The following is an 18,980-nucleotide window of genomic DNA, read 5'->3' on the forward strand; positions in this document are numbered from 1 at the left end:
ACCACTCTAACCGCAGTAACCACTCCAGCTTTATTACAACGGGTCGCCGGGGTAGCGCCCTGCCAAATACTGTTGCACTAGCGACAGCGCCGCCAGCACACGACCTTCATTGCAGTCATCGCGCGCGAATAGCTCGGGCAACTCACTCAAACGCCACTCCACCAGCTCCAATGGCTCAGGCTCGTCACCTTCAAGCTTGGATTCATACAGATCACGCACCAGCACCAAATCGATGCCCCCGCTCATGTAACTGGGCGACAGGCTGACTTTTTTCAGGTGAATAAACTCGCGCGCGCCGTAGCCAATTTCTTCCTGCAGCTCACGCAAGCAGGCATCACGCATGCTTTCACCTAAGTCGATGGCACCCTTAGGCAAGGTCAGGGTGTAATCTTCCACGCCACCGCCGTATTCGCGAATCATGGCAAAGCGGTCGTCATCAAACATGGCTACCATCATCACCGCGCCAGAGCCGCCCGGCACCAACCGTTCATAGGTGCGCTCAACGCCATTGCTGAAACGAATGTCCATCGACTCGATGCGAAACAAGCGCGTCTCTGCCAAGCGATGACGCGCAAGAATCTGAGGTTTTTTATCCATACCAGGCCCGTTTACAATGGTGCAAATGCGCTTGAGTATAACCCCATGAAGGCCTCAGATTGGCAACAAATCGACACCGTGCTGCTGGATATGGACGGCACCTTGCTCGATTTGCATTTCGACAACTATTTCTGGCTGCAGCATTTGCCGCAGCGCTATGCCGAGCATCACGGCCTCAGCACGGAAGCGGCTCTCACCGAGCTGAACAAGAGCTTTACCAGCCTGCGTGGCACCCTCAATTGGTATTGTCTGGATTATTGGTCCGAGCTGACCGGCCTCGACATCATCGCCATGAAGCGCGACCTGCAGCATAAGATTGGCTTTCGCCCCCATGTGGAAGACTTTCTGGCATTGCTGCGCCAGCATAGTAAGCGCATCGTCATCGCCACCAACGCCCATCGTGCTGGCTTGGCACTGAAGCTGGAGCAAACCGGCCTCGACCAGCTGGTCGACCGTATTATCAGCTCCCATGATTATCGTGAGCCCAAAGAAAGTCAGGCTTTCTGGCAGCATCTGCAACGCGAAGAGCCGTTTGATCGCGAGCGCACTCTGCTCATTGACGACAGCCAGGCTGTGTTAGAATCCGCCGCCCGCTGGGGCATTCGCTATTTGCTCACCATTTACCACCCAGACAGCCAGCAAGCGCCCAATCGTGATAGTCGCTTTCCTGGCATTGATCACTTTAACGAGTTGGATATTGGCTGAGCCGCCCCCACTATGCAGGGGAGTGAGCAAGCAAGTGAGTACACATGAGCGAGCAACAAGACAAAGTCCGGCTGGACAAATGGCTGTGGGCGGCCCGTTTCTTTAAAACCCGCGCCTTGGCCAAAAATGCGATCGAGGGCGGCAAAGTCCATTATGACGGTCAGCGCTGCAAGGTCAGCAAGATGGTTGAACAGGGCGCCACCCTAACCATTCGCCAAGGCTTTGATGAAAAAGAGGTGGTGGTCGAAGCCGTCTCCGACCAGCGCCGCGGTGCGCCACAAGCACAGCTGTTGTACTCAGAAACGCCGGCCAGCATCAAACGTCGCATGGATGACAGCGAGCGCCGCAAGATCATGCGTGCCTCCAGCCTCATTCCCGATCATAAACCGAACAAAAAAGAGCGTCGCGATATGCGCCGCTTTGAAAGCAAACAGGAATACTGATTATGAGCAGCGCCGACCAGCTTCAACGCTTCAGCTTTGATGGCACCAACATTCGCGGCGAAATCGCCCACTTAAACGACAGCTACCGCGAAGTGCTGGCGCGCCATCAGTACCCTGCTGTGATTGCCCGCGCCGTGGGTGAGCTAATGGCCGCCACCGCGTTAATGAGCGGCAGTCTGAAGTTTGCTGGTCGCCTGACCTTACAAGTTCGCCTCACTGGCAGCGTGTCGTTGTTGCAAGCCGAGACCAACGAGCAAGGCCAGTTGCGCGCCATTGCCCGCTACGACGAGCAGCTGGGCGACGATGAGTTGGACTTTGCCAACGGCCAACTGGTGATCACCATCGAGCCGGAGCAAGGCCAGCGCTACCAGGGCATCACTGCCATCGAAGGCAATCATATCGGCCAAGCGCTGAGTGATTATTTTGAACAATCCGAGCAGCTTGGCAGCCGCTTCTGGTTGATGTGTGATGGCCATAGCGCCGCCGGCTTTATGCTGCAAAAAATGCCCGCCGCGAAAGAAGAAGACCCGGACGCCTGGGATCGACTGACCCATCTGGCCAGCACCATCAAGGAAGAAGAATTGCTGCAGTTAGCCTCAGAGCAACTGCTGCATCGCCTGTACCATGAGGAAGACGTGCGCGTATATCCGGCTTCAGCACTGTCCTTTCTATGCACCTGCAGCCAAGAACGCATTGCCAACGCCTTGCATCAGCTGGGCTATGAAGAGCTGCAAGGCATCATTGCAGAGCAGGGCAACATCGCCATCAACTGCGAATTTTGCCAACAGCTGTACCGCTTTGAGCAGCACGATGTTGAGCAGTTGTTCCCCGAACGTCAGCAGCACTGATCGACACGACTCCCATCCCGTTTTATCGGCCGTAGGAAGCGGCCGGTATGAACAACCCAAGTAGTAAGCGGGCTTGTTGAGAACGATTCTAAGTCACTTCGAACCAAGCAAACGGCCACGAAAACGCGCAGTTTATATGGCCAGAAATGAGCTCTGCGAGCTGACGGTCAACGCCGTTATCGCCACGTAAGTCAGTTTTCAACCGCCTGCTAAACCAGACAGAACTAGCCCAACACTTATCCTGCTGGTCATTTTCTGGCATAATCGCGCGCCTCAAACGCCCATACACCCTCAGGGCGATAGGTAAAACAGACTGATGCGGCGGCTCTCCCCCGCACGATAACAGCGAGGACCCATCGGGCACCGATATGACCACTGTTTACACTGACTTATCTTCTCCTCTACTGATAGAACAGGCCTTGCAACGCGGCGAAGGCAAGCTGCAAAGCACTGGCGCCCTGGTCGTGACCACCGGTCAACGCACCGGCCGTTCTCCCATGGATCGCTTTATCGTATCCGAGCCGAGCAGCAAAGACGCCATCGATTGGGGCAACATCAATCGTCCATTCGACGCCGACAAGTTCGACGCGCTGTGGGAGCGAGTGGAAGAGTTTCTGTCACAACAAGACAGTTTCGTATCACATGTGCACGTAGGATCGGATCCACAGCACTACTTGCCGGTTAAAATGACCACCCAGACTGCCTGGCAGAACCTGTTTGGTCGTAACCTGTTTATCCGCCCAGACAGCTACAACCCTTCTGACAAAGCGGAATGGCAAATCCTGAACGTTGCTGGTTTCGAATGTGTGCCTGAGCGTGACGGCACCAACTCAGATGGCTGTGTGATCATTAACTTTGCTCAACGCAAAGTACTGTTGGCGGGCATGCGCTACGCCGGTGAAATGAAAAAAGCCATGTTCTCGGTACAGAACTTCCTGCTGCCAGAAAAAGACGTATTGCCAATGCACTGCTCGGCCAACGTCGGTGAAGAAGGCGATACCTGTCTGTTCTTCGGCTTGTCTGGTACCGGCAAAACCACCCTGTCTGCCGACCCTGAGCGCTATTTGATTGGTGATGACGAGCACGGCTGGGGCAAAGGTACCGTGTTTAATATCGAAGGTGGCTGCTACGCCAAGACCATCGATCTGTCGAAGAAAAACGAGCCCATCATTTGGGACGCCATCAAGTTTGGCGCCATTGTTGAAAACGTGGTGATCAACGAAGAAACTCGTATCGCCGACTACGCCGACACCAGCCTGACCGAAAACGGTCGCTGTGCTTACCCGCTGGAGCACGTTGAAAAGCGTGTCGCGGAAAACAAAGGTGGCGAGCCGAAAGCGGTGATCTTCCTGACCTGTGATATGACCGGTGTTCTGCCACCTGTGTCTATCCTCAGCAAAGAGCAGGCCGCTTACCACTTCCTGTCTGGCTACACCGCGCTGGTTGGCTCAACAGAAATGGGGGGCTCTAAAGGTCTGAAATCGACCTTCTCTACCTGCTTTGGTGCACCTTTCTTCCCACGCCCTGCCGGCGAATACGCAGAGCTGCTGATGAAGCGCGTCACCGAATTCGACTCCCAGGTATATCTGGTGAACACTGGTTGGACTGGCGGAGCTAATGGTGCTGGCGGTGAGCGTTTCTCGATCCCTACGACCCGTGCCGTGATCAGTGCCATTCAGAGCGGTGCTTTGCGTGATGCCGACACCGAAACCCTGCCGGTATTTGGCCTCAATGTGCCAACCGCGATTGACGGTGTTGAAAGCCAGCTGCTGAACCCAATCGCAGCCTGGGGCGACGAAGCAGCCTGGACGGAAGCAGCCAAAAACCTGGCGGCTCAGTTCGTTGAAAACTTTAAAAAGTACGATGTGTCGGAAGCCATTCTGGCCGCCGCACCGCAGCTGGACTAACTGCTCAGCTGAAACAAAAAAAGGCCGTCACTGACGGCCTTTTTTATGCGCCAAGAAAATCAGGCGTTCACGCCTTTCATGCCCTCCGGCGTGTAACGCTCGCCTTGCACCGTAAATCCATCTGACAGAGCCGTGAGCCGCTGACACTCAGCGGTCGTCAATTGTATCTCGGCAGCCGCCACATTCTGCTGCAGATAAGTTAACCGTCTCGTGCCGGGAATCGGTGCAATGTCATCACCTTGTGCCAACAACCAGGCCAAACACAGCTGCGCCGCCGTGCACTGCTTGTCCGCCGCCATGGCCGCAATACCCTGGGTCAGCTGCAAATTATGCTGGCGCACCTCCGCCTGAAAACGCGGCAAAGAGCCACGAAAATCATCTTCGGCAAAGTCAGTTGTGGTATTCATAGTACCGGTCAAAAAACCACGTCCTAGTGGCGCATAGGGCACCAAACCAATGCCCAGCTCACGACAGGTCGGCAAGATGTCTTGCTCAATATCGCGACACCAGAGCGAATACTCTGTTTGCAGCGCCGTCACCGGGTGTACGGCGTGGGCTCGGCGTAAGGTGTCGGAGCTGACTTCACACAAACCGATATGGGCAATTTTGCCTTGCTTGACCAGCTCGGCCAGGGTTTCCATGGTGTCTTCGATGGGGTGTAACGGGTTCACCCGGTGCACGTAATACAGGTCGATGCACCCCACTCCCAAGCGCTGTAACGATGCTTCGCACGCTTGGTGAATGTAGTCTGGACGATTGTCCAGCTGACGCTGATATTCACCGGGGCGGCGCACAATGCCAAACTTAGTGGCAATGCGCAGCGCTCGCTGATTGCCCTTTAAAAACTGGCCGATTAAAGCCTCATTATGGTGCGGACCGTAGGCATCGGCGGTATCAAACCAGTTCACCCCCAGCTCCAACGCCGCCTGCATCAAATCCAATGACTGCTGATCATCGCTGGCGCCATAAAATTCGCTCATACCCATACAGCCCAAGCCCAGTGCCGATACCTGTAAACCCTGTTGGCCTAAACCCTGTTGGCCTAAGTGTCGCTGCTGCATAACCTTACCCCTGCTGCCTTGTGGAAAAGGGTGCTAGCGTGGCACTCTCACGAAATGAAAAATACAGACAAAACTGACAACCTATTTTCCACTATCGGAAAGAGCTGGCATTGGGATGATATTCCTGCCTTTCTCGCCATTGCCCACCTCGGCACATTGACCGCCGCCGCAGCCAGATTACAGATAGGCGTCGCCACGTTGTCGCGGCGCCTAGAGCGGTTAGAAAGTGCCCTCGGTTTGGCACTATTTATTCGCCAGCAATCCGGCTATCGCTTAACCGAAGACGGTGACGCCTTGCTCGAGCAGGCTGAAGCCATGGCCCGCGCGGCAGCAGCGTTCAGCCTGGAAGCACAACAGCAAACCCAACTTGAAGGCCATGTACGATTGGCGACGGCGGAGAATCTGGCCAGCCATCTGATTATTCCGGCTTTGCACGATTTTCAGCGCCAATACCCTGGCCTGACCGTAGAAATCGTGACCGACATCAACACCGTCAATCTGCATCGTCGTGATGCCGATTTAGCTCTGCGCATGGTGCGCCCAGAGCGCGGCCACGTCACCTTGCGACGGCTCGGTACCTTGGGTTATGGCCTCTATGGCAACAGCGACAACGCCAATCGCCAGCAAATCATTGGCTGGAGCGAGCATTACGATCATTTGCCCGCCGCTCAATTTATGAAGCAATGGCTGAACCAGCAAAGTAATGCTCAGTTCAGTTTGCTGACCAGCTCCGTCGCCACTCAGGTAGCAGCCGCCAAAGCCGGTTTAGGCGTCGCCGTATTACCGCACTTTTTAGCCCAAGCCGCTGGCCTACATTGTTTGCAAACGCAGCTGGGCATCGATCAGACGATTTACCTCAGCATTCAAGCCGACCTAGCGCATTCGCCGCGCATTCGCGTGGTGGCTGACTTTATCAGTGAGCTGGTATTGGCCCAGCAATCACAGTTAGCCGGAAGCAGAGTATGAATTGCGACCGGCGTCTTTCCCCGCTTTTCCTGCCTTGGTTATACTCCGGCGCTGTTTCTTGATTGTTTGAGTATTTGTTTATGAGTCATGCCACCATCGGCCAGCGCATTGCTGACGAACTCGGTATTCGCACCCAGCAAGTGGACGCTGCCGTCGCCTTGTTAGACGAAGGCGCTACCGTGCCTTTTATTTCTCGTTACCGTAAAGAAGTCACCGGCTCGCTGGATGACAGCCAGCTGCGCCAACTGGACGAGCGACTGCGCTACTTGCGTGAAATGGAAGACCGGCGTGAAACCATACTGAAAAGCATCGATGAGCAAGGCAAGTTAACCGATGAGCTCAAACGCGAGCTGCTCACCGCCGATACCAAAACCCGGTTGGAAGACCTGTACCTACCGTACAAACCCAAGCGCCGCACTAAGGGCCAGATCGCCATTGAAGCAGGCCTTGAGCCTTTGGCCGAAAAGCTGCTGGCCGACCCGACATTAGACCCAGAGCAAGAGGCACCTGCCTTCTTTAACGCTGAGCACAACATCGGCGACAGCAAAGCCGCCCTCGACGGTGCCCGTTATATTTTGATGGAGCGCTTCGCTGAAGACGCCGACCTTTTGGCCAAGCTGCGCCGCTTTATGCATCAACAAGCGCAAGTATCAGTACGCGTGGTCGCTGGCCAAGAGCAAGCCGGAGCCAAATTCTCCGATTATTTTGAGCACGACGAAGCGCTAAAAAATGTGCCCTCCCACCGCGCTCTGGCGATGTTACGTGGCCGTAATGAAGGCATTCTCAGCATTAGCCTGGTCACCGGTGACCCGGAAGACAAAACCAGTGCCAGCCCTTGTGAAGCCATGATTGCCGACCACGTCGGCATTGAGCAGCAAGGTCGCGCGGCAGACCGCTGGTTGGCCGAGGTGGTGAAATGGACCTGGCGCATCAAGCTGCTGAACCATCTGGAAACCGAGCTGGTAGGCCAGCTGCGCGAGCAAGCCGAAGAAGAGGCCATTCGGGTATTTGGCGACAACCTAAAAGATTTGCTGTTAGCCGCACCAGCCGGCAACAAGGTCACCATAGGCCTGGACCCGGGGTTACGTACCGGCGTCAAAGTCGCCGTTATTAATGCCACCGGTAAAGTGGTCGACCACGCCACCATTTACTGCACACCGCCACAGAATAAGTTTGCCGAGTCGGCGGCGGTATTAAAGGCCATGATTGCCAAACACGGCGTCGAGCTGATCGCCATCGGTAACGGCACAGGCTCACGTGAAACCGACAAGTTTGTGGGCGATATGATCAAATCTCAGCCCGAGTTAAAAGCCGTGCAAAAGGTGATGGTGAACGAAGCGGGCGCCTCTGTGTATTCCGCCTCAGAACTGGCAGCGCGTGAATTTCCGGATCTCGACGTGACCATTCGTGGTGCCGTCTCCATTGCCCGCCGTTTACAAGATCCACTGGCCGAATTGGTGAAAATCGAACCGAAATCCATCGGTGTCGGCCAGTACCAACACGACGTTAACCAATCACGCTTAGCTCGCTCGCTTGATGCTGTGGTCGAAGACTGTGTGAACTCGGTCGGTGTCGACCTTAATACCGCCTCTGCCCCGTTGCTGACTCGGGTGTCTGGCCTAAACGCTACTTTGGCCAACAATATCGTTGCTTACCGCGACGAAAACGGCGCCTTCCCCAGCCGTAAAGAGCTGAAAAAAGTCGCCCGTCTAGGCCCTAAGGCCTTTGAGCAAGCGGCGGGCTTTTTGCGCATTATGAACGGTGACAATCCACTCGATGCCTCAGCAGTGCACCCTGAGTCTTACCCTGTGGTGGAAAAAATCGCCCATCAGTTCAGCAAAGACGTCACCAGCTTGATTGGCGATGGCAGCCTGTTGAAGTCGGTGAATGCGGCAGACTTCAGTGACGACTGCGTCGGTGAAATCACCGTGAAAGACATCATCAGCGAATTGGAAAAACCCGGCCGTGACCCGCGTCCTGAGTTTAAGTTTGCCGAGTTCAAAGACGGCGTTGAAGACATCAAAGACCTTAAGCCCAATATGGTGCTGGAAGGCGTGATCACCAACGTCGCCGCTTTTGGTGCGTTTGTTGATATCGGCGTACACCAGGATGGCTTGGTGCATATTTCGGCGCTGTCGGACGCCTTCGTCAAAGATCCACGCGATGTGGTGAAAGCCGGCGATATCGTTAAGGTCAAAGTGATGGAAGTGGATGTACCACGCAAACGCATTGGCCTGTCGATGCGCATGAGCGACGACGCCCAGGAAAAAGCCAATGAACGCTCGTTGGGTGAACAAAACAAAGACCGTCGCGGCCGTTCACAACCAAAACAACGCAGCGCCGCACCAGCGGGAGGCGCCATGGCCGGTGCCATGGCAGCCGCCTTTGCCAACGCCAAGCAGCGCAAATAGGCACTGATGCCAACACGGCAATGGCCTGTTCCACTGAGCAGGCCCATTTGCCGGTTTACCTGCGACCAGCGCAATCCTCTATAATCTCCCGATTCCGACTCCCACACCGAGGCGACCTTGATCACATACCAACAAAGGCTGGCTATGCTCAGCCATCCAGAGCATCAACCCCTGCTGACTCGGCTGAGACGCGGTGTTGAAAAAGAAGGTTTGCGTTGCGACAGTCAGGGTGTGATCAGTCAGCAGCCGCATCCGCGGGGCTTGGGCTCAGCACTGACCCACGACAGCATCACCACGGATTATTCGGAAGCGCTGCTGGAGTTTATTACCCCAGTGTTCGACAGTGCTCACGAAGCGATGGCGTATCTGAATGTGGCTCATCGCTACACCTACAGCCAGCTAAATGGTGAGATGATCTGGCCCAATTCCATGCCGTGTATTTTGCAGGGCGAGATGAGCATTCCCATCGCCGATTACGGCCGCTCTAACATTGGCCAGCTAAAGCATGTGTATCGTCACGGTTTATGGCATCGCTATGGCCGCATGATGCAATGCATCGCCGGTATTCATTACAACTTCTCGTTGCCGGATGAGCTGTGGCCATTATTGCAACAGCAGGAAGAGGACCAACAACCGCTGCAGGATTACATTTCAGCGCGCTATTTTGGTCTGATTCGCAACTTCCGCCGTTATTCCTGGCTATTGTCATATCTGTTTGGCGCCTCACCAGCCTTGTGTGAAAGCTTTCTTGATGGCAAGCAGCACGACCTTCAGCGCCTGCATCAGCACACCTTGTACGCGCCTTACGCCACCTCATTGCGCATGAGTGACCTGGGCTATCAAAACGATGCCCAATCGGATTTGATCGTCTGTTACAACCGCCTCGACAGCTACATCGACACCCTTGGCAAAGCCATCAGCATTCCCGTTGAGCGCTATGACGCCATCGGCATGCAAACCGAGGACGGCACTTTCAAACAGCTCAACACCAATTTGCTGCAAATCGAAAACGAGTATTACAGCGATATTCGCCCGAAACGCGTTGGGCCAAACGGTGAAAAACCGCTGCAAGCGCTGCAAAAATATGGCGTGGAATACATCGAAGTGCGCAGCACCGACCTCAACCCCTTCCTACCGCTGGGGCTGGATATACCGCAAATGCAGTTTATGGACGTGTTCCTGACCTGGTGTTTGCTGCAACCCAGTGCCGATATCGACATCGACGAATACCGTCGCATTCGCCGCAATCAGCAAACCTCGCTGATGCAAGGTCGCAAACCGGACGTACAGCTGGAAACCGCTGGCGGTCAACGCAGCCTGGTTGATTGGGGGCGCGAGGTATTGGAAGGCATGCGTGGCTTGGCTGAGCAAATGGATGCCGCTAATGGCCACAGCTTTCATATCGACAGCCTGAACCAGCAGTTATTAAAGCTGGCCGATAGCGAACTGACGCCATCCGCGAAGGTGCTGGCCGCTTTGCGTGAGCAGTCACTCGAGTTCAGTGAATTCACCCGCCAGCAAGCTCTGCAGCACCGTAAAACGCTGTCAGAGCCGTTGGCCGCTGAGGTGCGCCAGCGTTGGCAACAGCAGGCAGAGCAATCGTTGGAGCGCCAGTACGCGATGGAAGCGGCCGACGATCGGCCATTTGCGCAGTTCTTAAAGGAGTATCAACAACGCTAACTTTTGGTAGCGTTGGGGGAAGGCCGCGAAGCATGCAGATGCTCGCGGCTTAAGCAAGCAGTGGCGCCGATCGGTGTCAGTTCTGCACCACGAAGTTCTTGAAAAACAGGTCGTCAACAAACGGCGATCCTTCCAGCTGAGTCATCACCGCACGCACTTCATCCAACGCCACTTTGCGCAGTGATTCTCTCCCCTGCGCGGTGTTCATCACATCACCTTCTTGAGCGCTGAGCAACATCACCAAATTGTTGCGAATGTAGGGCTTGTGATGGCTGACACGCGATGCAGCATCGTTGCCAGTGACACGCAAGGCCACTTCCGTGCGCAGGTATTTCATTTTGCCCTCACTGCCGTAATTCAGCACAAACGCCGGCTCCAAATGGATGTATTTGGTTTGAGGGCCTGCTGCTGCTTCGTCTTCAGCGTTGCTCAGCGCAGACCAACTCAGACCCAGTGCCAGCACCACCATCAACAACGCACGGAACATATCCACTCTCCTGTAAACTAACTGACCGTCGGGAACAGGCTTTCATTCTAGGGCCGTGTTGTTCAACCTGCCAATGCCCAACACATTCGCCCAGTGTCGACTGGTGCTGGATTCGATCAGCAGGCATTTGCTAGGCTCGACCCAACGAACACGGCCGCCAATGGCCCCCTGTTTTATTTCGCGACCACCGTCGCTACCAGATGGAAGGATCTATGGCTTCAAACCCCGCTGTATCTGCAAACCCCGTGGTGCGCTTTTTCCAATCGCCAGAATGGCTTGGCCGCGCCGGCCTGCTGGGTTTTGTCACCTGCGCCAGCTTGTTGGCAACGGCGTATTATTTTGAATATTACCTGTTTATGGACCCCTGCCCGCTGTGCATGGTGCAGCGTCTGGCGTTTTTATTGATTGGCCTTGGCTGTTTGGCGGTGTTTTTAACACGCCAGCGTGTAGGGCTGCGTTTGGCGGCGTTGGCCTTCACGGTAGCGGCTTCCGTATTTGGTTTTTGGAGCGCCGATCACCACATTTGGATTCAGAATCTGCCTGCCGATGAAGTGCCTGATTGTGGTCCCAGCTTTGACTACTTAATGGATACCCTACCAGTGAGTGAGCTGCTGAAGATCATGCTGCAAGGCGATGGCAATTGTGCAGAAATCTCCTGGAGCATGTGGGGCCTGAGCATGCCGGAGTGGACACGCATTTGGTACGGCGGTTTTGTGTTAGTGGTGGGGCTGGCGTTTATCAGTAATTTGCGTCGTCGCTAAGGATTATTTCGCCCAATGCACGGCTCCTTTGCCTGAATCAAAAAAAGCCCCATCAGTGCTTGCACCAGCAATTCGCTGCCACATATATTGAGACCATGCGCGGGCCTTTGGCCCGCTGGTTCACCGCCGGCTATGAGGCATCGTATGTTAGAGAATTGCAAAACCGCACAAGAACGCTGGGGTGGCGTACACCGCTTGATCGACAAATGGCTGAATGATCGTCAGCAGCTCATCGTTCAGTACTATGGCCTCAGCTCCTGCCAGCCGCTGGCCAGCGACTATAATCTGGGGCAAGCCATCAGCCGCTTGTGTGAATCCATCGTCGACTACTGCTCGGTGGGGCACTTTGAAATCTACGAGCAGCTGATCAACGAAGCCAAAGAGTACGACGATGGCGGCCTGGAGCTGGCGCAAAAGTTGGTCCCACGCCTGGATGAGCTGACGGCACGCTGTGTCGATTTCAACGACGCCTATGATCAGCACTGTGGCTTGGAAGATCTGGCGAAGCTGCCTCAAGACTTGTCTGCCATTGGTGAGGCATTGGAGGAGCGCTTTGAACTGGAAGACCAGCTGATCGAACGGCTGCACAACATTCATCGCGAAGCCGCCACGCAGTAGCATTTCCGCCATCGCAACTGCTGACGTCATAACAAAAGGAATGTAAGGCTTATGCCGACAGCACCGCAGGCGCTTGCCCTGAGTTTGTTTCTAATGCTTGCCTTGTCCGGCTGTGAACAAGGCAATGCACCGACCAGCAGTGCCGAAGTGGCCCGCCAAGGCGCCTACTCCATTCGTTTATCTCACGATGGCAATCACGCCATGGTCGGCAGTTTGCATCATGGCGGCAGCCTGTGGACGCTGCAGCCATTTGAGCGACGCTACGACTGGAACCATCAAAGCGAGGGCTTCAGTAATCTGGTCAGCTCCGCCTTCGCCCCAGACGACAACTTCGTCGCCACCACCGATCTGCGCACCATTGTGTTGTGGCAAGTCGATAGCGGTGAAGCGGTGTGGTTCTGGAACGCACCCGGTGATATCGAAGACATCGCCCTTGGCCCCAATGGCGACTTCGCCTTACTGGCAATGCAAGACTACACCGCCACCTTATTTGATATTAAAAATGGCGGTATTCTGCGGCGTTTGGCGCATGACGGTGTCGTTTATGATGTCAGTCTCAACCATGAGGGCATTCTGGCTGCCACCGCCAGCGACGATTTGTCCGCTCGGGTGTGGGATTTACAAAGCGGCGAGATACTGCACCAGTTCCAGCACGATAATCAGGTGCGTACGGCCGAGCTGTCGGCCGATGGCCGCGTATTGTTTTCTTCTGCCCTGAGCAGCCCAGGGCGTTTGTGGGACGTCGGCAGCGGCCGGTTATTGCACGAACTGGGCAATACTCGCGGGCATTTCAGCGCCGCCAGCTTCGATCGCAATGGCCGCCAACTACTCACCGGCACCACCTCGGGTGTGATCAGTTTGTGGGACGTCAACAGCGGCGAAATGTTGAAACAGTGGCACGCCGAACAGCGCGATGGCTGGATCAACCGCAGCGTACTGATTGAAGATGTGGCCTTCACCAACAGTGGCTATCAAGCCGCTGGAGCCAACGGCCTGATTTTCACGCTGCAATAGAGTCATTGCAGCTGCTTCAATTGCTCGTTACGTTCGTTCATCAAATTCTGCACGTTTTCGGCCTTTTCCATCATGTCTTTGACGCCATCAGGATCCACCGTCATTGGCAGGGGTAAGGTTTTTTGCGGCGCATCGTCCGGTTTTTTATCCGCTTCAGGCTGCTTTTTAGCCACCGCCACCGGCTGCAAAATATTGGCTGCTGTATCGACATTCACACTGTGGACCTGCACGCCTTCCGGTGGCTCATCGCCAAAGTGCCACTGGCCATTAGCGTCTTGCCACTTGAAATAGGTCTGGCGTGTTGATTCCGTCGACAACACATCCGGGCGCATCTCTGGGGCGCTACCCATGTTCAAATAGCGGCTCATTAAATAAGGGCCCATCAACGCGCCACCGAGCAGCAGCAACATAAATCCCAAGCGAAACTTGGTTCTTGTTTTCATTAATCGTGTCCTTGGTTTACCACCATGGCGCAGTATAACCTATGCTGTACGGACTGAAACGAAGGCGTCATCGCACCGCGTGACACCTTCTCGACGATGTGCGTGGTCCGGCAACATGGCAGAACCGTCTAATTCGAAAATATTTCGCCCCTGTGCCCGTGTGATTGGTTACACGGCGCCGATGCGCATTATGGTCGCCAATGCCAAAGGTGGCTGTGGCAAAACTACCCTAGCCACCAACCTCGCCAGTTATTGCGCCGAGCAACACCAAACGGCGCTGATCGACTACGATCCGCAAGGCTCCGCCATGGACTGGCTGAAGGTGCGCAGCCCACATCTGCCACACATTGAAGGCGTTGCCGCATTTAAAAAACATCAGCCGCATTTGTCCACTCGTACCTGGAGTTTGCGCGTCGCCGCCAATACCACCCGAGTAGTGATCGATACCCCTGCTGGGTTGCACGGCCATGAACTGTCGGAGATGTTGCAGCATACCGATGTATTACTTATACCCGTCATTCCCTCCGCCATTGATATTCGCGCCGCCACCGGTTTTATTCGCGATGTGATGTTGTCGCGACCCTTTCGTATAAATCCGCGACCGTTAGCCGTGGTCGCCAACCGGGTGCGTAAAAACACCCTAATTTACGCCAAACTAGAGCGCTTTCTGCAAAGCCTGAAAATCCCCTTTATCACATCATTACGCGATACCCAGTTTTATGTGCGCGCCAGTGAGCATGGCCTGGGTATTGTCGATCTGGATGACGCCCGCGAACGCGACGGCGACGACTGGCGGCCCTTGTTAAACTGGCTCGACAGCACCGCTCAGCAATTAGTTGCAGCCAACGACGGTGCGGATACGCTATCCTCTGCCGCATCGCCGCAGGATTCCTGATTCGTCCATAGAGGAATGCGGCTCAATTCGTATAATGCCCACACCGTTCACCGACAGGATTGAGGTATCACTATGGCCGCCGCAAAGAAGACGACCGCCAAAAAGACCACTGCTCGTAAGACCACGGCCCGCAAACCGAAAGCAGCCGCATTGACGCCAGTACAACAACTGGAAAAGGACATCGCCACACTGCAGAGCAAGCTCGATAAGGCCCGTGATAAGCAGTTAAGTGATACCGAAAAAGCGGTTAAAAAAGCAGAAACGGCCAAACAGCGCGCCATGGACAAGGTCAAAAAAGCCACCGAAGCACGACAAAAAGCCAGTGCCAAAGTGAAGCTGAAAAAGACCGCTGCTAGCGAGCGTCAGCTGGACAATGCCCGCGTTCGATTGGAGCTGGCCAAGGCTGAAAAAGACGCTGCCCAGCAAGTTCTGGTTGATGCCAAAGCGGAACTGGCGCTGTTAAAAGCAGAAGACAAACAGCGCGCGGCGGTACTAAAAGCCATCGCCGTGATCGAAAAAGAGCAAGAGCGCAAAGCCAAGGCAAAAGCAAAGGCCTCACCAGTGCGCAGCGCCTCAAACCGTACACCGGCTACCAGCAAACCAGCCGTAACAAAGCCTGCAGCAGCGAAAAAAGCAGCGGTAAAAAAAGCGCCAGCCGCGAGTAAAGCAACAACTGCTAAAAAGGCGACAACCAGTAAAGCAACCGCCGCTAAAAAAGCGCCTGCAGCGAGCAAAGCAGCGACGAAAACAACCGCCGCTAAAAAGTCAGCACCAGCGAAAAAAGTCGCGGCGAAAGCCGTGAGCGCGAAAAAGGCAACGGCTAGCAAAACCACGACAGCCAAACCGACCAGCAAAGTAGCCGCAAAAGCAGTCAGTAGCACCAAAGCGGCGACGAAGAAAGTCGCTACCAAGAAAGCCAGTGACAACACAGCCACTGCAAAGAAAACACCGGCCAAAGCGGCAGGCAAGACGGCGGCAAGTAAGACGGCGACTACCAGAAAAACAGCCACAAAAGCTGCAACCTCCAAAGCTGCAACCCAAAAGGCAGCTGCGGTAAAAGCCACCCCAGTAGCCAACACCGAGACACCGGAAGCAGCTACCAAGCCAGCCACTCCTGCTACGCAGTCTCCGGCCACTCAATCTGTGAGCGAGCCATCGATGAGCAGCAGTCAATCGGAACTGGCGACAGCACCGGCGGCCAACGCTGCGACACCGACACAAGTCGAGCAGCCCAGCAGCAGCCCGGTCGAGCCCTCACAACCGGCTACCGTTGAGCAGCCAAGTTCAACACCGGCTAATACCGAACAACCGGCTGAGCAACCTGTGGAACAGCCAGCGGAAACACCTGCTGAAACGCCGACAAACTCTGGTAGCACCAGTCACGACGGCAGCGGTTCAATTGCTAGCCTGTTCGGCGACGACGAGTAATTGCTGTATGCGCTCAGACGCCTGAACGTCGTCGGTTGCGCATCCCACTTGCCAGCACTGCGCCAATGCAGTGCTGGATCTCTCCTGCAGTGCCAGCCACTGCCATAAATACGCCAGCCCTTGCTGCTCGGCCTCAATTTCCACCTGCTGCAAACTCGCCCTGAGCGGCACGGTTTTATCCAACTGACGCCGCAAACGACGCAATGGCCAAATCATCTGTTCGCGCCAGAGCAGATAACGGCTAGGCAGCTCAGCGTCGGGCCAACCGTCACCGCGTTGGTGCAGCCACAGCTGGAGCAACAACAGCAGCACATCGGCACTGTGTTCGTCCTGCAGTTGCAGCAAGCGCTGCTGCACTTCGGTATGTGCGTAAATGCCCAAGGCAAACTGCCACAGTGGGTTATCCAGCGTATCTGTGGCACACTTCGGCGGCATTTTTTTCATCTCCACGGTTATGATCGAATTTAATCAGGTTACCCTGCTGCGCGGCGTGCAAACACTGCTCGATGGCGCCAGCTTACGCATTCACGACGGCCAAAAGCTGGCCTTAATCGGCGCCAACGGTGCCGGCAAATCCAGCTTGTTTGCCTTACTTAATGGCGAACTCAGCCTGGACGGCGGTGATTTACTGCTGCCGAGCAAGTGGCGCATTGCCCATATGGCGCAGGAAGTCGAGGCCAGCGAGCGCAGCGCTCTCGATTACGCCATCGACGGTGACCAGGATTATCGCCGCATTGAACAGGGCATTGCCAACGCCAGCGATGACAATGAGCTGGCCAAATGGCTCGACCAAATGGACCACCATCAGGGCTACGAAGTCACGCCAAGGGCCGAGCAACTGTTACATGGCTTGGGCTTTAGCCAAAGCGACTTGCTGCGTCCAGTAAAAGACTTTTCTGGTGGCTGGCGTATTCGCCTGAATCTGGCCCAAGCCTTGATGATGCCCTCAGACTTACTGTTGCTCGATGAGCCCACCAACCACTTGGACTTAGAAGCCACCGTCTGGCTCGAACAGTGGTTAAAGAACTACCGCGGCACCTTGCTGTTTATTTCCCACGACCGCGATTTTATCGACGGCGTCGCCGACCATATTGTGCACCTGCACCAGCAAACACTAACTGTGTATCCGGGCAACTATTCTGCCTACGAACGCATTCGTGCGGAAAAACTCGCACAGCAGCAAACCCTGTATGAAAAACAGCAAACCCGTGTGGCTGAAATTGAAAAGTTTGTCGCCCGCTTTCGTGCCAAGGCCAGTAAAGCCAAACAAGCACAAAGCCGATTGAAAGAACTGCAGCGCATGGAGCTGATCGCACCTGCACATGTCGATTCACCGTTCCGGTTTGAATTTCCATGTTATGAAAAGATGTCGAGCCCGCTGCTGGCCATTGATCACGCCAGCCTCGGCTACGACGGCAAAGCCATCTTGCCAGAGTGCAAATTATCGTTAGAGCCGGGCCATCGCATAGGTTTGCTGGGCCCCAATGGTGCCGGTAAATCGACCCTACTTAAAACCCTGTGCCAAGAAATCCCGATGCTCAGCGGCGAGCGCAGCGAAGGCGAGCACCTGCGCTTGGGCTATTTTGCCCAGCACCAGCTGGAATCCCTCGATACCAGCGCCTCTGGTGTGACCATTTTGCAGCGCCTCAAACCCCAGGCCAGTGAACAGGAAATTCGTAATTTTCTCGGCGGCTTTGGTTTTCATGGCGATAAAGCGCTGGAAGTCATTGCGCCGTTTTCCGGCGGCGAAAAAGCCCGTATGGCGCTGGCCTGTGTCGCTTGGCAAACGCCGAATCTGCTGATTCTCGATGAGCCGACCAACCATTTGGATATCGAGATGCGCGAGGCCCTCACCCTAGCGCTGCAAAACTTTGCCGGTGCTATTGTGATCGTGAGCCACGATCGCCATTTGCTTAAAGCCACGGTGGACGAATACTGGCTGGTCGACCATGGCCAGGTGCAAGCCTTTGACGGCGACCTGGATGACTATCACCACTATATGCAGCAACGTGATCAGGCCGCCAGCAACGATGCCTCCGCTGACAGTAATTCAGCAGCTGCGGCCAAGGCTCCCAACATCGACCGCAAAGAGCAGAAGCGTTTAGAGGCGGAAAAACGCCAGCGCTTGGCGCCGATCCGCAAGCAACAGCAAGCGGCTGAAAAGCAGATGGAAAAGCTCAGCAGCCGACTGGCCGATATCGAATCCCAACTCGCCGATAACGGCCTGTACGACGCTGAGCGCAAGGATGAGCTCAATCGCTTGCTGCAAGAGCAGGGGCAGATTAAAGGCGAGCTGGAAGAAGTAGAAATGCAGTGGATGGAATTAACTGAGCAGTTAGAGGCGGAGTAGCGCGTTTTTCTTGAAACAACCATCTCTACTTGAGGGGCCTTCTCCCTCACGCCGGGTTGCGGAATCTAGATCCAACGCCCGGTGATTCGCCCGACTATGCCCGGGCTCTTCAGTTAAGGCTGCGCGCCCCGGGAAGGACCGCACCCCTCAACAATCCCGCTTCCGGCCAAGAGGCTGCTCTTTCGTGATACACCTTGCCGACTGGCAGCACACAAACAGGGCGAATCCCACGCCCCGTTTGTTGGCTCAGCGCCCATGTTGAGCCGCTTGGTCGTCTGCGATGTATCACGACATCCTCTTAGGCCGACTTGGCGCAGCAAGCTCGGCGCTTTAACTAGAGAACTGTCGCGCATTGCTACGGAGATT

Annotated in this window: 18 protein-coding genes; 13 read left to right on the plus strand and 5 right to left on the minus strand. The window is 55.2% G+C overall.

Features of this window, described 5'->3' with window-relative positions; genetic code table 11:
* Positions 1–33: 33 nt before the first annotated feature.
* On the minus strand, positions 34–597 hold the full coding sequence (gene nudE, locus CHH28_RS03455; protein WP_094058995.1) for an ADP compounds hydrolase NudE: 564 nt from the start codon (positions 595–597) through the stop codon (positions 34–36).
* Between the two features lie 45 nt (positions 598–642).
* On the opposite strand from nudE, the gene yrfG reads away from it, so the two are divergent.
* The 4 genes from yrfG (at position 643) to CHH28_RS03475 (ending at position 4,500) form a co-directional block, all read left to right on the plus strand.
* The gene (yrfG, locus tag CHH28_RS03460; protein WP_094058996.1) at positions 643–1,302 is read left to right on the plus strand and encodes a GMP/IMP nucleotidase; all 660 of its coding nucleotides are present in this window, start codon (positions 643–645) and stop codon (positions 1,300–1,302) included.
* Between the two features lie 44 nt (positions 1,303–1,346).
* Positions 1,347–1,745 (plus strand): ribosome-associated heat shock protein Hsp15, encoded by a 399-nt coding sequence (hslR, locus tag CHH28_RS03465; RefSeq protein WP_094058997.1) that lies wholly within the window; start codon positions 1,347–1,349, stop codon positions 1,743–1,745.
* Positions 1,746–1,747: 2 nt separating this feature from the next.
* Entirely contained in the window at positions 1,748–2,593 is an 846-nt protein-coding gene (gene hslO, locus CHH28_RS03470; protein ID WP_094058998.1) for an Hsp33 family molecular chaperone HslO, read from the plus strand.
* 368 nt (positions 2,594–2,961) lie between these two features.
* On the plus strand, positions 2,962–4,500 hold the full coding sequence (locus CHH28_RS03475; RefSeq protein ID WP_094058999.1) for a phosphoenolpyruvate carboxykinase: 1,539 nt from the start codon (positions 2,962–2,964) through the stop codon (positions 4,498–4,500).
* A gap of 59 nt (positions 4,501–4,559) precedes the next feature.
* On the opposite strand, the gene CHH28_RS03480 is transcribed toward CHH28_RS03475, so the two are convergent.
* A complete protein-coding gene (locus tag CHH28_RS03480) occupies positions 4,560–5,561 on the minus strand; it encodes an aldo/keto reductase (protein WP_094059000.1) in 1,002 nt (333 codons plus the stop codon).
* A gap of 54 nt (positions 5,562–5,615) precedes the next feature.
* Between CHH28_RS03480 and CHH28_RS03485 the strand changes: the two genes are divergently transcribed.
* The 3 genes from CHH28_RS03485 (at position 5,616) to gshA (ending at position 10,618) form a co-directional block, all read left to right on the plus strand.
* Positions 5,616–6,527, plus strand: a complete 912-nt coding sequence (locus tag CHH28_RS03485) for a LysR family transcriptional regulator (RefSeq protein ID WP_094059001.1) — start codon at positions 5,616–5,618, stop codon at positions 6,525–6,527.
* 80 nt (positions 6,528–6,607) lie between these two features.
* Positions 6,608–8,938: a Tex family protein gene (locus CHH28_RS03490; RefSeq protein ID WP_094059002.1), complete on the plus strand. Its 2,331-nt coding sequence runs from the start codon at positions 6,608–6,610 to the stop codon at positions 8,936–8,938.
* 144 nt (positions 8,939–9,082) lie between these two features.
* Positions 9,083–10,618, plus strand: coding sequence for a glutamate--cysteine ligase (gene gshA, locus CHH28_RS03495; RefSeq protein WP_094059003.1), 1,536 nt, complete (start codon positions 9,083–9,085; stop codon positions 10,616–10,618).
* 76 nt (positions 10,619–10,694) lie between these two features.
* On the opposite strand, the gene CHH28_RS03500 is transcribed toward gshA, so the two are convergent.
* A complete protein-coding gene (locus CHH28_RS03500; protein ID WP_233243733.1) occupies positions 10,695–11,105 on the minus strand; it encodes a flagellar basal body-associated FliL family protein in 411 nt (136 codons plus the stop codon).
* 212 nt (positions 11,106–11,317) lie between these two features.
* Between CHH28_RS03500 and CHH28_RS03505 the strand changes: the two genes are divergently transcribed.
* From CHH28_RS03505 to CHH28_RS03515, 3 genes are all read left to right on the plus strand, one after another.
* Positions 11,318–11,866, plus strand: coding sequence for a disulfide bond formation protein B (locus CHH28_RS03505; protein WP_157729751.1), 549 nt, complete (start codon positions 11,318–11,320; stop codon positions 11,864–11,866).
* Between the two features lie 144 nt (positions 11,867–12,010).
* Positions 12,011–12,484, plus strand: a complete 474-nt coding sequence (gene rsd / locus CHH28_RS03510; RefSeq protein ID WP_094059005.1) for a sigma D regulator — start codon at positions 12,011–12,013, stop codon at positions 12,482–12,484.
* Between the two features lie 51 nt (positions 12,485–12,535).
* Positions 12,536–13,498 (plus strand): WD40 repeat domain-containing protein, encoded by a 963-nt coding sequence (locus CHH28_RS03515; protein WP_094059006.1) that lies wholly within the window; start codon positions 12,536–12,538, stop codon positions 13,496–13,498.
* 2 nt (positions 13,499–13,500) lie between these two features.
* Here the strand turns inward: CHH28_RS03515 and CHH28_RS03520 are convergent, their stop codons facing one another.
* Positions 13,501–13,941, minus strand: coding sequence for a DUF4124 domain-containing protein (locus tag CHH28_RS03520; protein WP_094059007.1), 441 nt, complete (start codon positions 13,939–13,941; stop codon positions 13,501–13,503).
* A 115-nt stretch (positions 13,942–14,056) separates the two neighbouring features.
* Here CHH28_RS03520 and CHH28_RS03525 point away from each other — a divergent pair, with 115 nt between their 5' ends.
* Positions 14,057–14,836 (plus strand): ParA family protein, encoded by a 780-nt coding sequence (locus CHH28_RS03525; RefSeq protein WP_094059008.1) that lies wholly within the window; start codon positions 14,057–14,059, stop codon positions 14,834–14,836.
* 72 nt (positions 14,837–14,908) lie between these two features.
* Positions 14,909–16,264 carry a hypothetical protein gene (locus CHH28_RS03530; protein ID WP_094059009.1) on the plus strand — a complete coding sequence of 452 codons (1,356 nt, stop codon included), beginning with the start codon at positions 14,909–14,911 and terminating at the stop codon, positions 16,262–16,264.
* Here the strand turns inward: CHH28_RS03530 and CHH28_RS03535 are convergent.
* The gene (locus CHH28_RS03535; RefSeq protein ID WP_157729752.1) at positions 16,232–16,699 is read right to left on the minus strand and encodes a TIGR02444 family protein; all 468 of its coding nucleotides are present in this window, start codon (positions 16,697–16,699) and stop codon (positions 16,232–16,234) included. The genes CHH28_RS03530 and CHH28_RS03535 overlap by 33 nt on opposite strands.
* Before the next feature lie 19 nt (positions 16,700–16,718).
* On the opposite strand from CHH28_RS03535, the gene CHH28_RS03540 reads away from it, so the two are divergent.
* Positions 16,719–18,614 carry an ATP-binding cassette domain-containing protein gene (locus CHH28_RS03540; protein ID WP_094059011.1) on the plus strand — a complete coding sequence of 632 codons (1,896 nt, stop codon included), beginning with the start codon at positions 16,719–16,721 and terminating at the stop codon, positions 18,612–18,614.
* Positions 18,615–18,980 lie beyond the last annotated feature (366 nt).

It is taken from the genome of Bacterioplanes sanyensis, from assembly GCF_002237535.1.
Taxonomy (GTDB): domain Bacteria; phylum Pseudomonadota; class Gammaproteobacteria; order Pseudomonadales; family Oceanobacteraceae; genus Bacterioplanes; species Bacterioplanes sanyensis_A.

Excerpts from the sequence above, each read along its gene's own strand:
- CHH28_RS03490 (WP_094059002.1), top strand. The coding sequence starts at position 6,608 with ATGAGTCATGCCACCATCGGCCAGCGCATTGCTGACGAACTCGGTATT.
- CHH28_RS03515 (WP_094059006.1), top strand. The coding sequence starts at position 12,536 with ATGCCGACAGCACCGCAGGCGCTTGCCCTGAGTTTGTTTCTAATGCTT.
- yrfG (WP_094058996.1), top strand. The coding sequence starts at position 643 with ATGAAGGCCTCAGATTGGCAACAAATCGACACCGTGCTGCTGGATATG.
- CHH28_RS03505 (WP_157729751.1), top strand. The coding sequence starts at position 11,318 with ATGGCTTCAAACCCCGCTGTATCTGCAAACCCCGTGGTGCGCTTTTTC.
- hslR (WP_094058997.1), top strand. The coding sequence starts at position 1,347 with ATGAGCGAGCAACAAGACAAAGTCCGGCTGGACAAATGGCTGTGGGCG.
- CHH28_RS03520 (WP_094059007.1), bottom strand. The coding sequence starts at position 13,941 with ATGAAAACAAGAACCAAGTTTCGCTTGGGATTTATGTTGCTGCTGCTC.
- CHH28_RS03475 (WP_094058999.1), top strand. The coding sequence starts at position 2,962 with ATGACCACTGTTTACACTGACTTATCTTCTCCTCTACTGATAGAACAG.
- CHH28_RS03525 (WP_094059008.1), top strand. The coding sequence starts at position 14,057 with ATGGCAGAACCGTCTAATTCGAAAATATTTCGCCCCTGTGCCCGTGTG.
- CHH28_RS03535 (WP_157729752.1), bottom strand. The coding sequence starts at position 16,699 with ATGCCGCCGAAGTGTGCCACAGATACGCTGGATAACCCACTGTGGCAG.
- hslO (WP_094058998.1), top strand. The coding sequence starts at position 1,748 with ATGAGCAGCGCCGACCAGCTTCAACGCTTCAGCTTTGATGGCACCAAC.
- CHH28_RS03540 (WP_094059011.1), top strand. The coding sequence starts at position 16,719 with ATGATCGAATTTAATCAGGTTACCCTGCTGCGCGGCGTGCAAACACTG.
- CHH28_RS03485 (WP_094059001.1), top strand. The coding sequence starts at position 5,616 with ATGAAAAATACAGACAAAACTGACAACCTATTTTCCACTATCGGAAAG.
- gshA (WP_094059003.1), top strand. The coding sequence starts at position 9,083 with ATGCTCAGCCATCCAGAGCATCAACCCCTGCTGACTCGGCTGAGACGC.
- CHH28_RS03500 (WP_233243733.1), bottom strand. The coding sequence starts at position 11,105 with ATGTTCCGTGCGTTGTTGATGGTGGTGCTGGCACTGGGTCTGAGTTGG.
- nudE (WP_094058995.1), bottom strand. The coding sequence starts at position 597 with ATGGATAAAAAACCTCAGATTCTTGCGCGTCATCGCTTGGCAGAGACG.
- CHH28_RS03530 (WP_094059009.1), top strand. The coding sequence starts at position 14,909 with ATGGCCGCCGCAAAGAAGACGACCGCCAAAAAGACCACTGCTCGTAAG.
- CHH28_RS03480 (WP_094059000.1), bottom strand. The coding sequence starts at position 5,561 with ATGCAGCAGCGACACTTAGGCCAACAGGGTTTAGGCCAACAGGGTTTA.
- rsd (WP_094059005.1), top strand. The coding sequence starts at position 12,011 with ATGTTAGAGAATTGCAAAACCGCACAAGAACGCTGGGGTGGCGTACAC.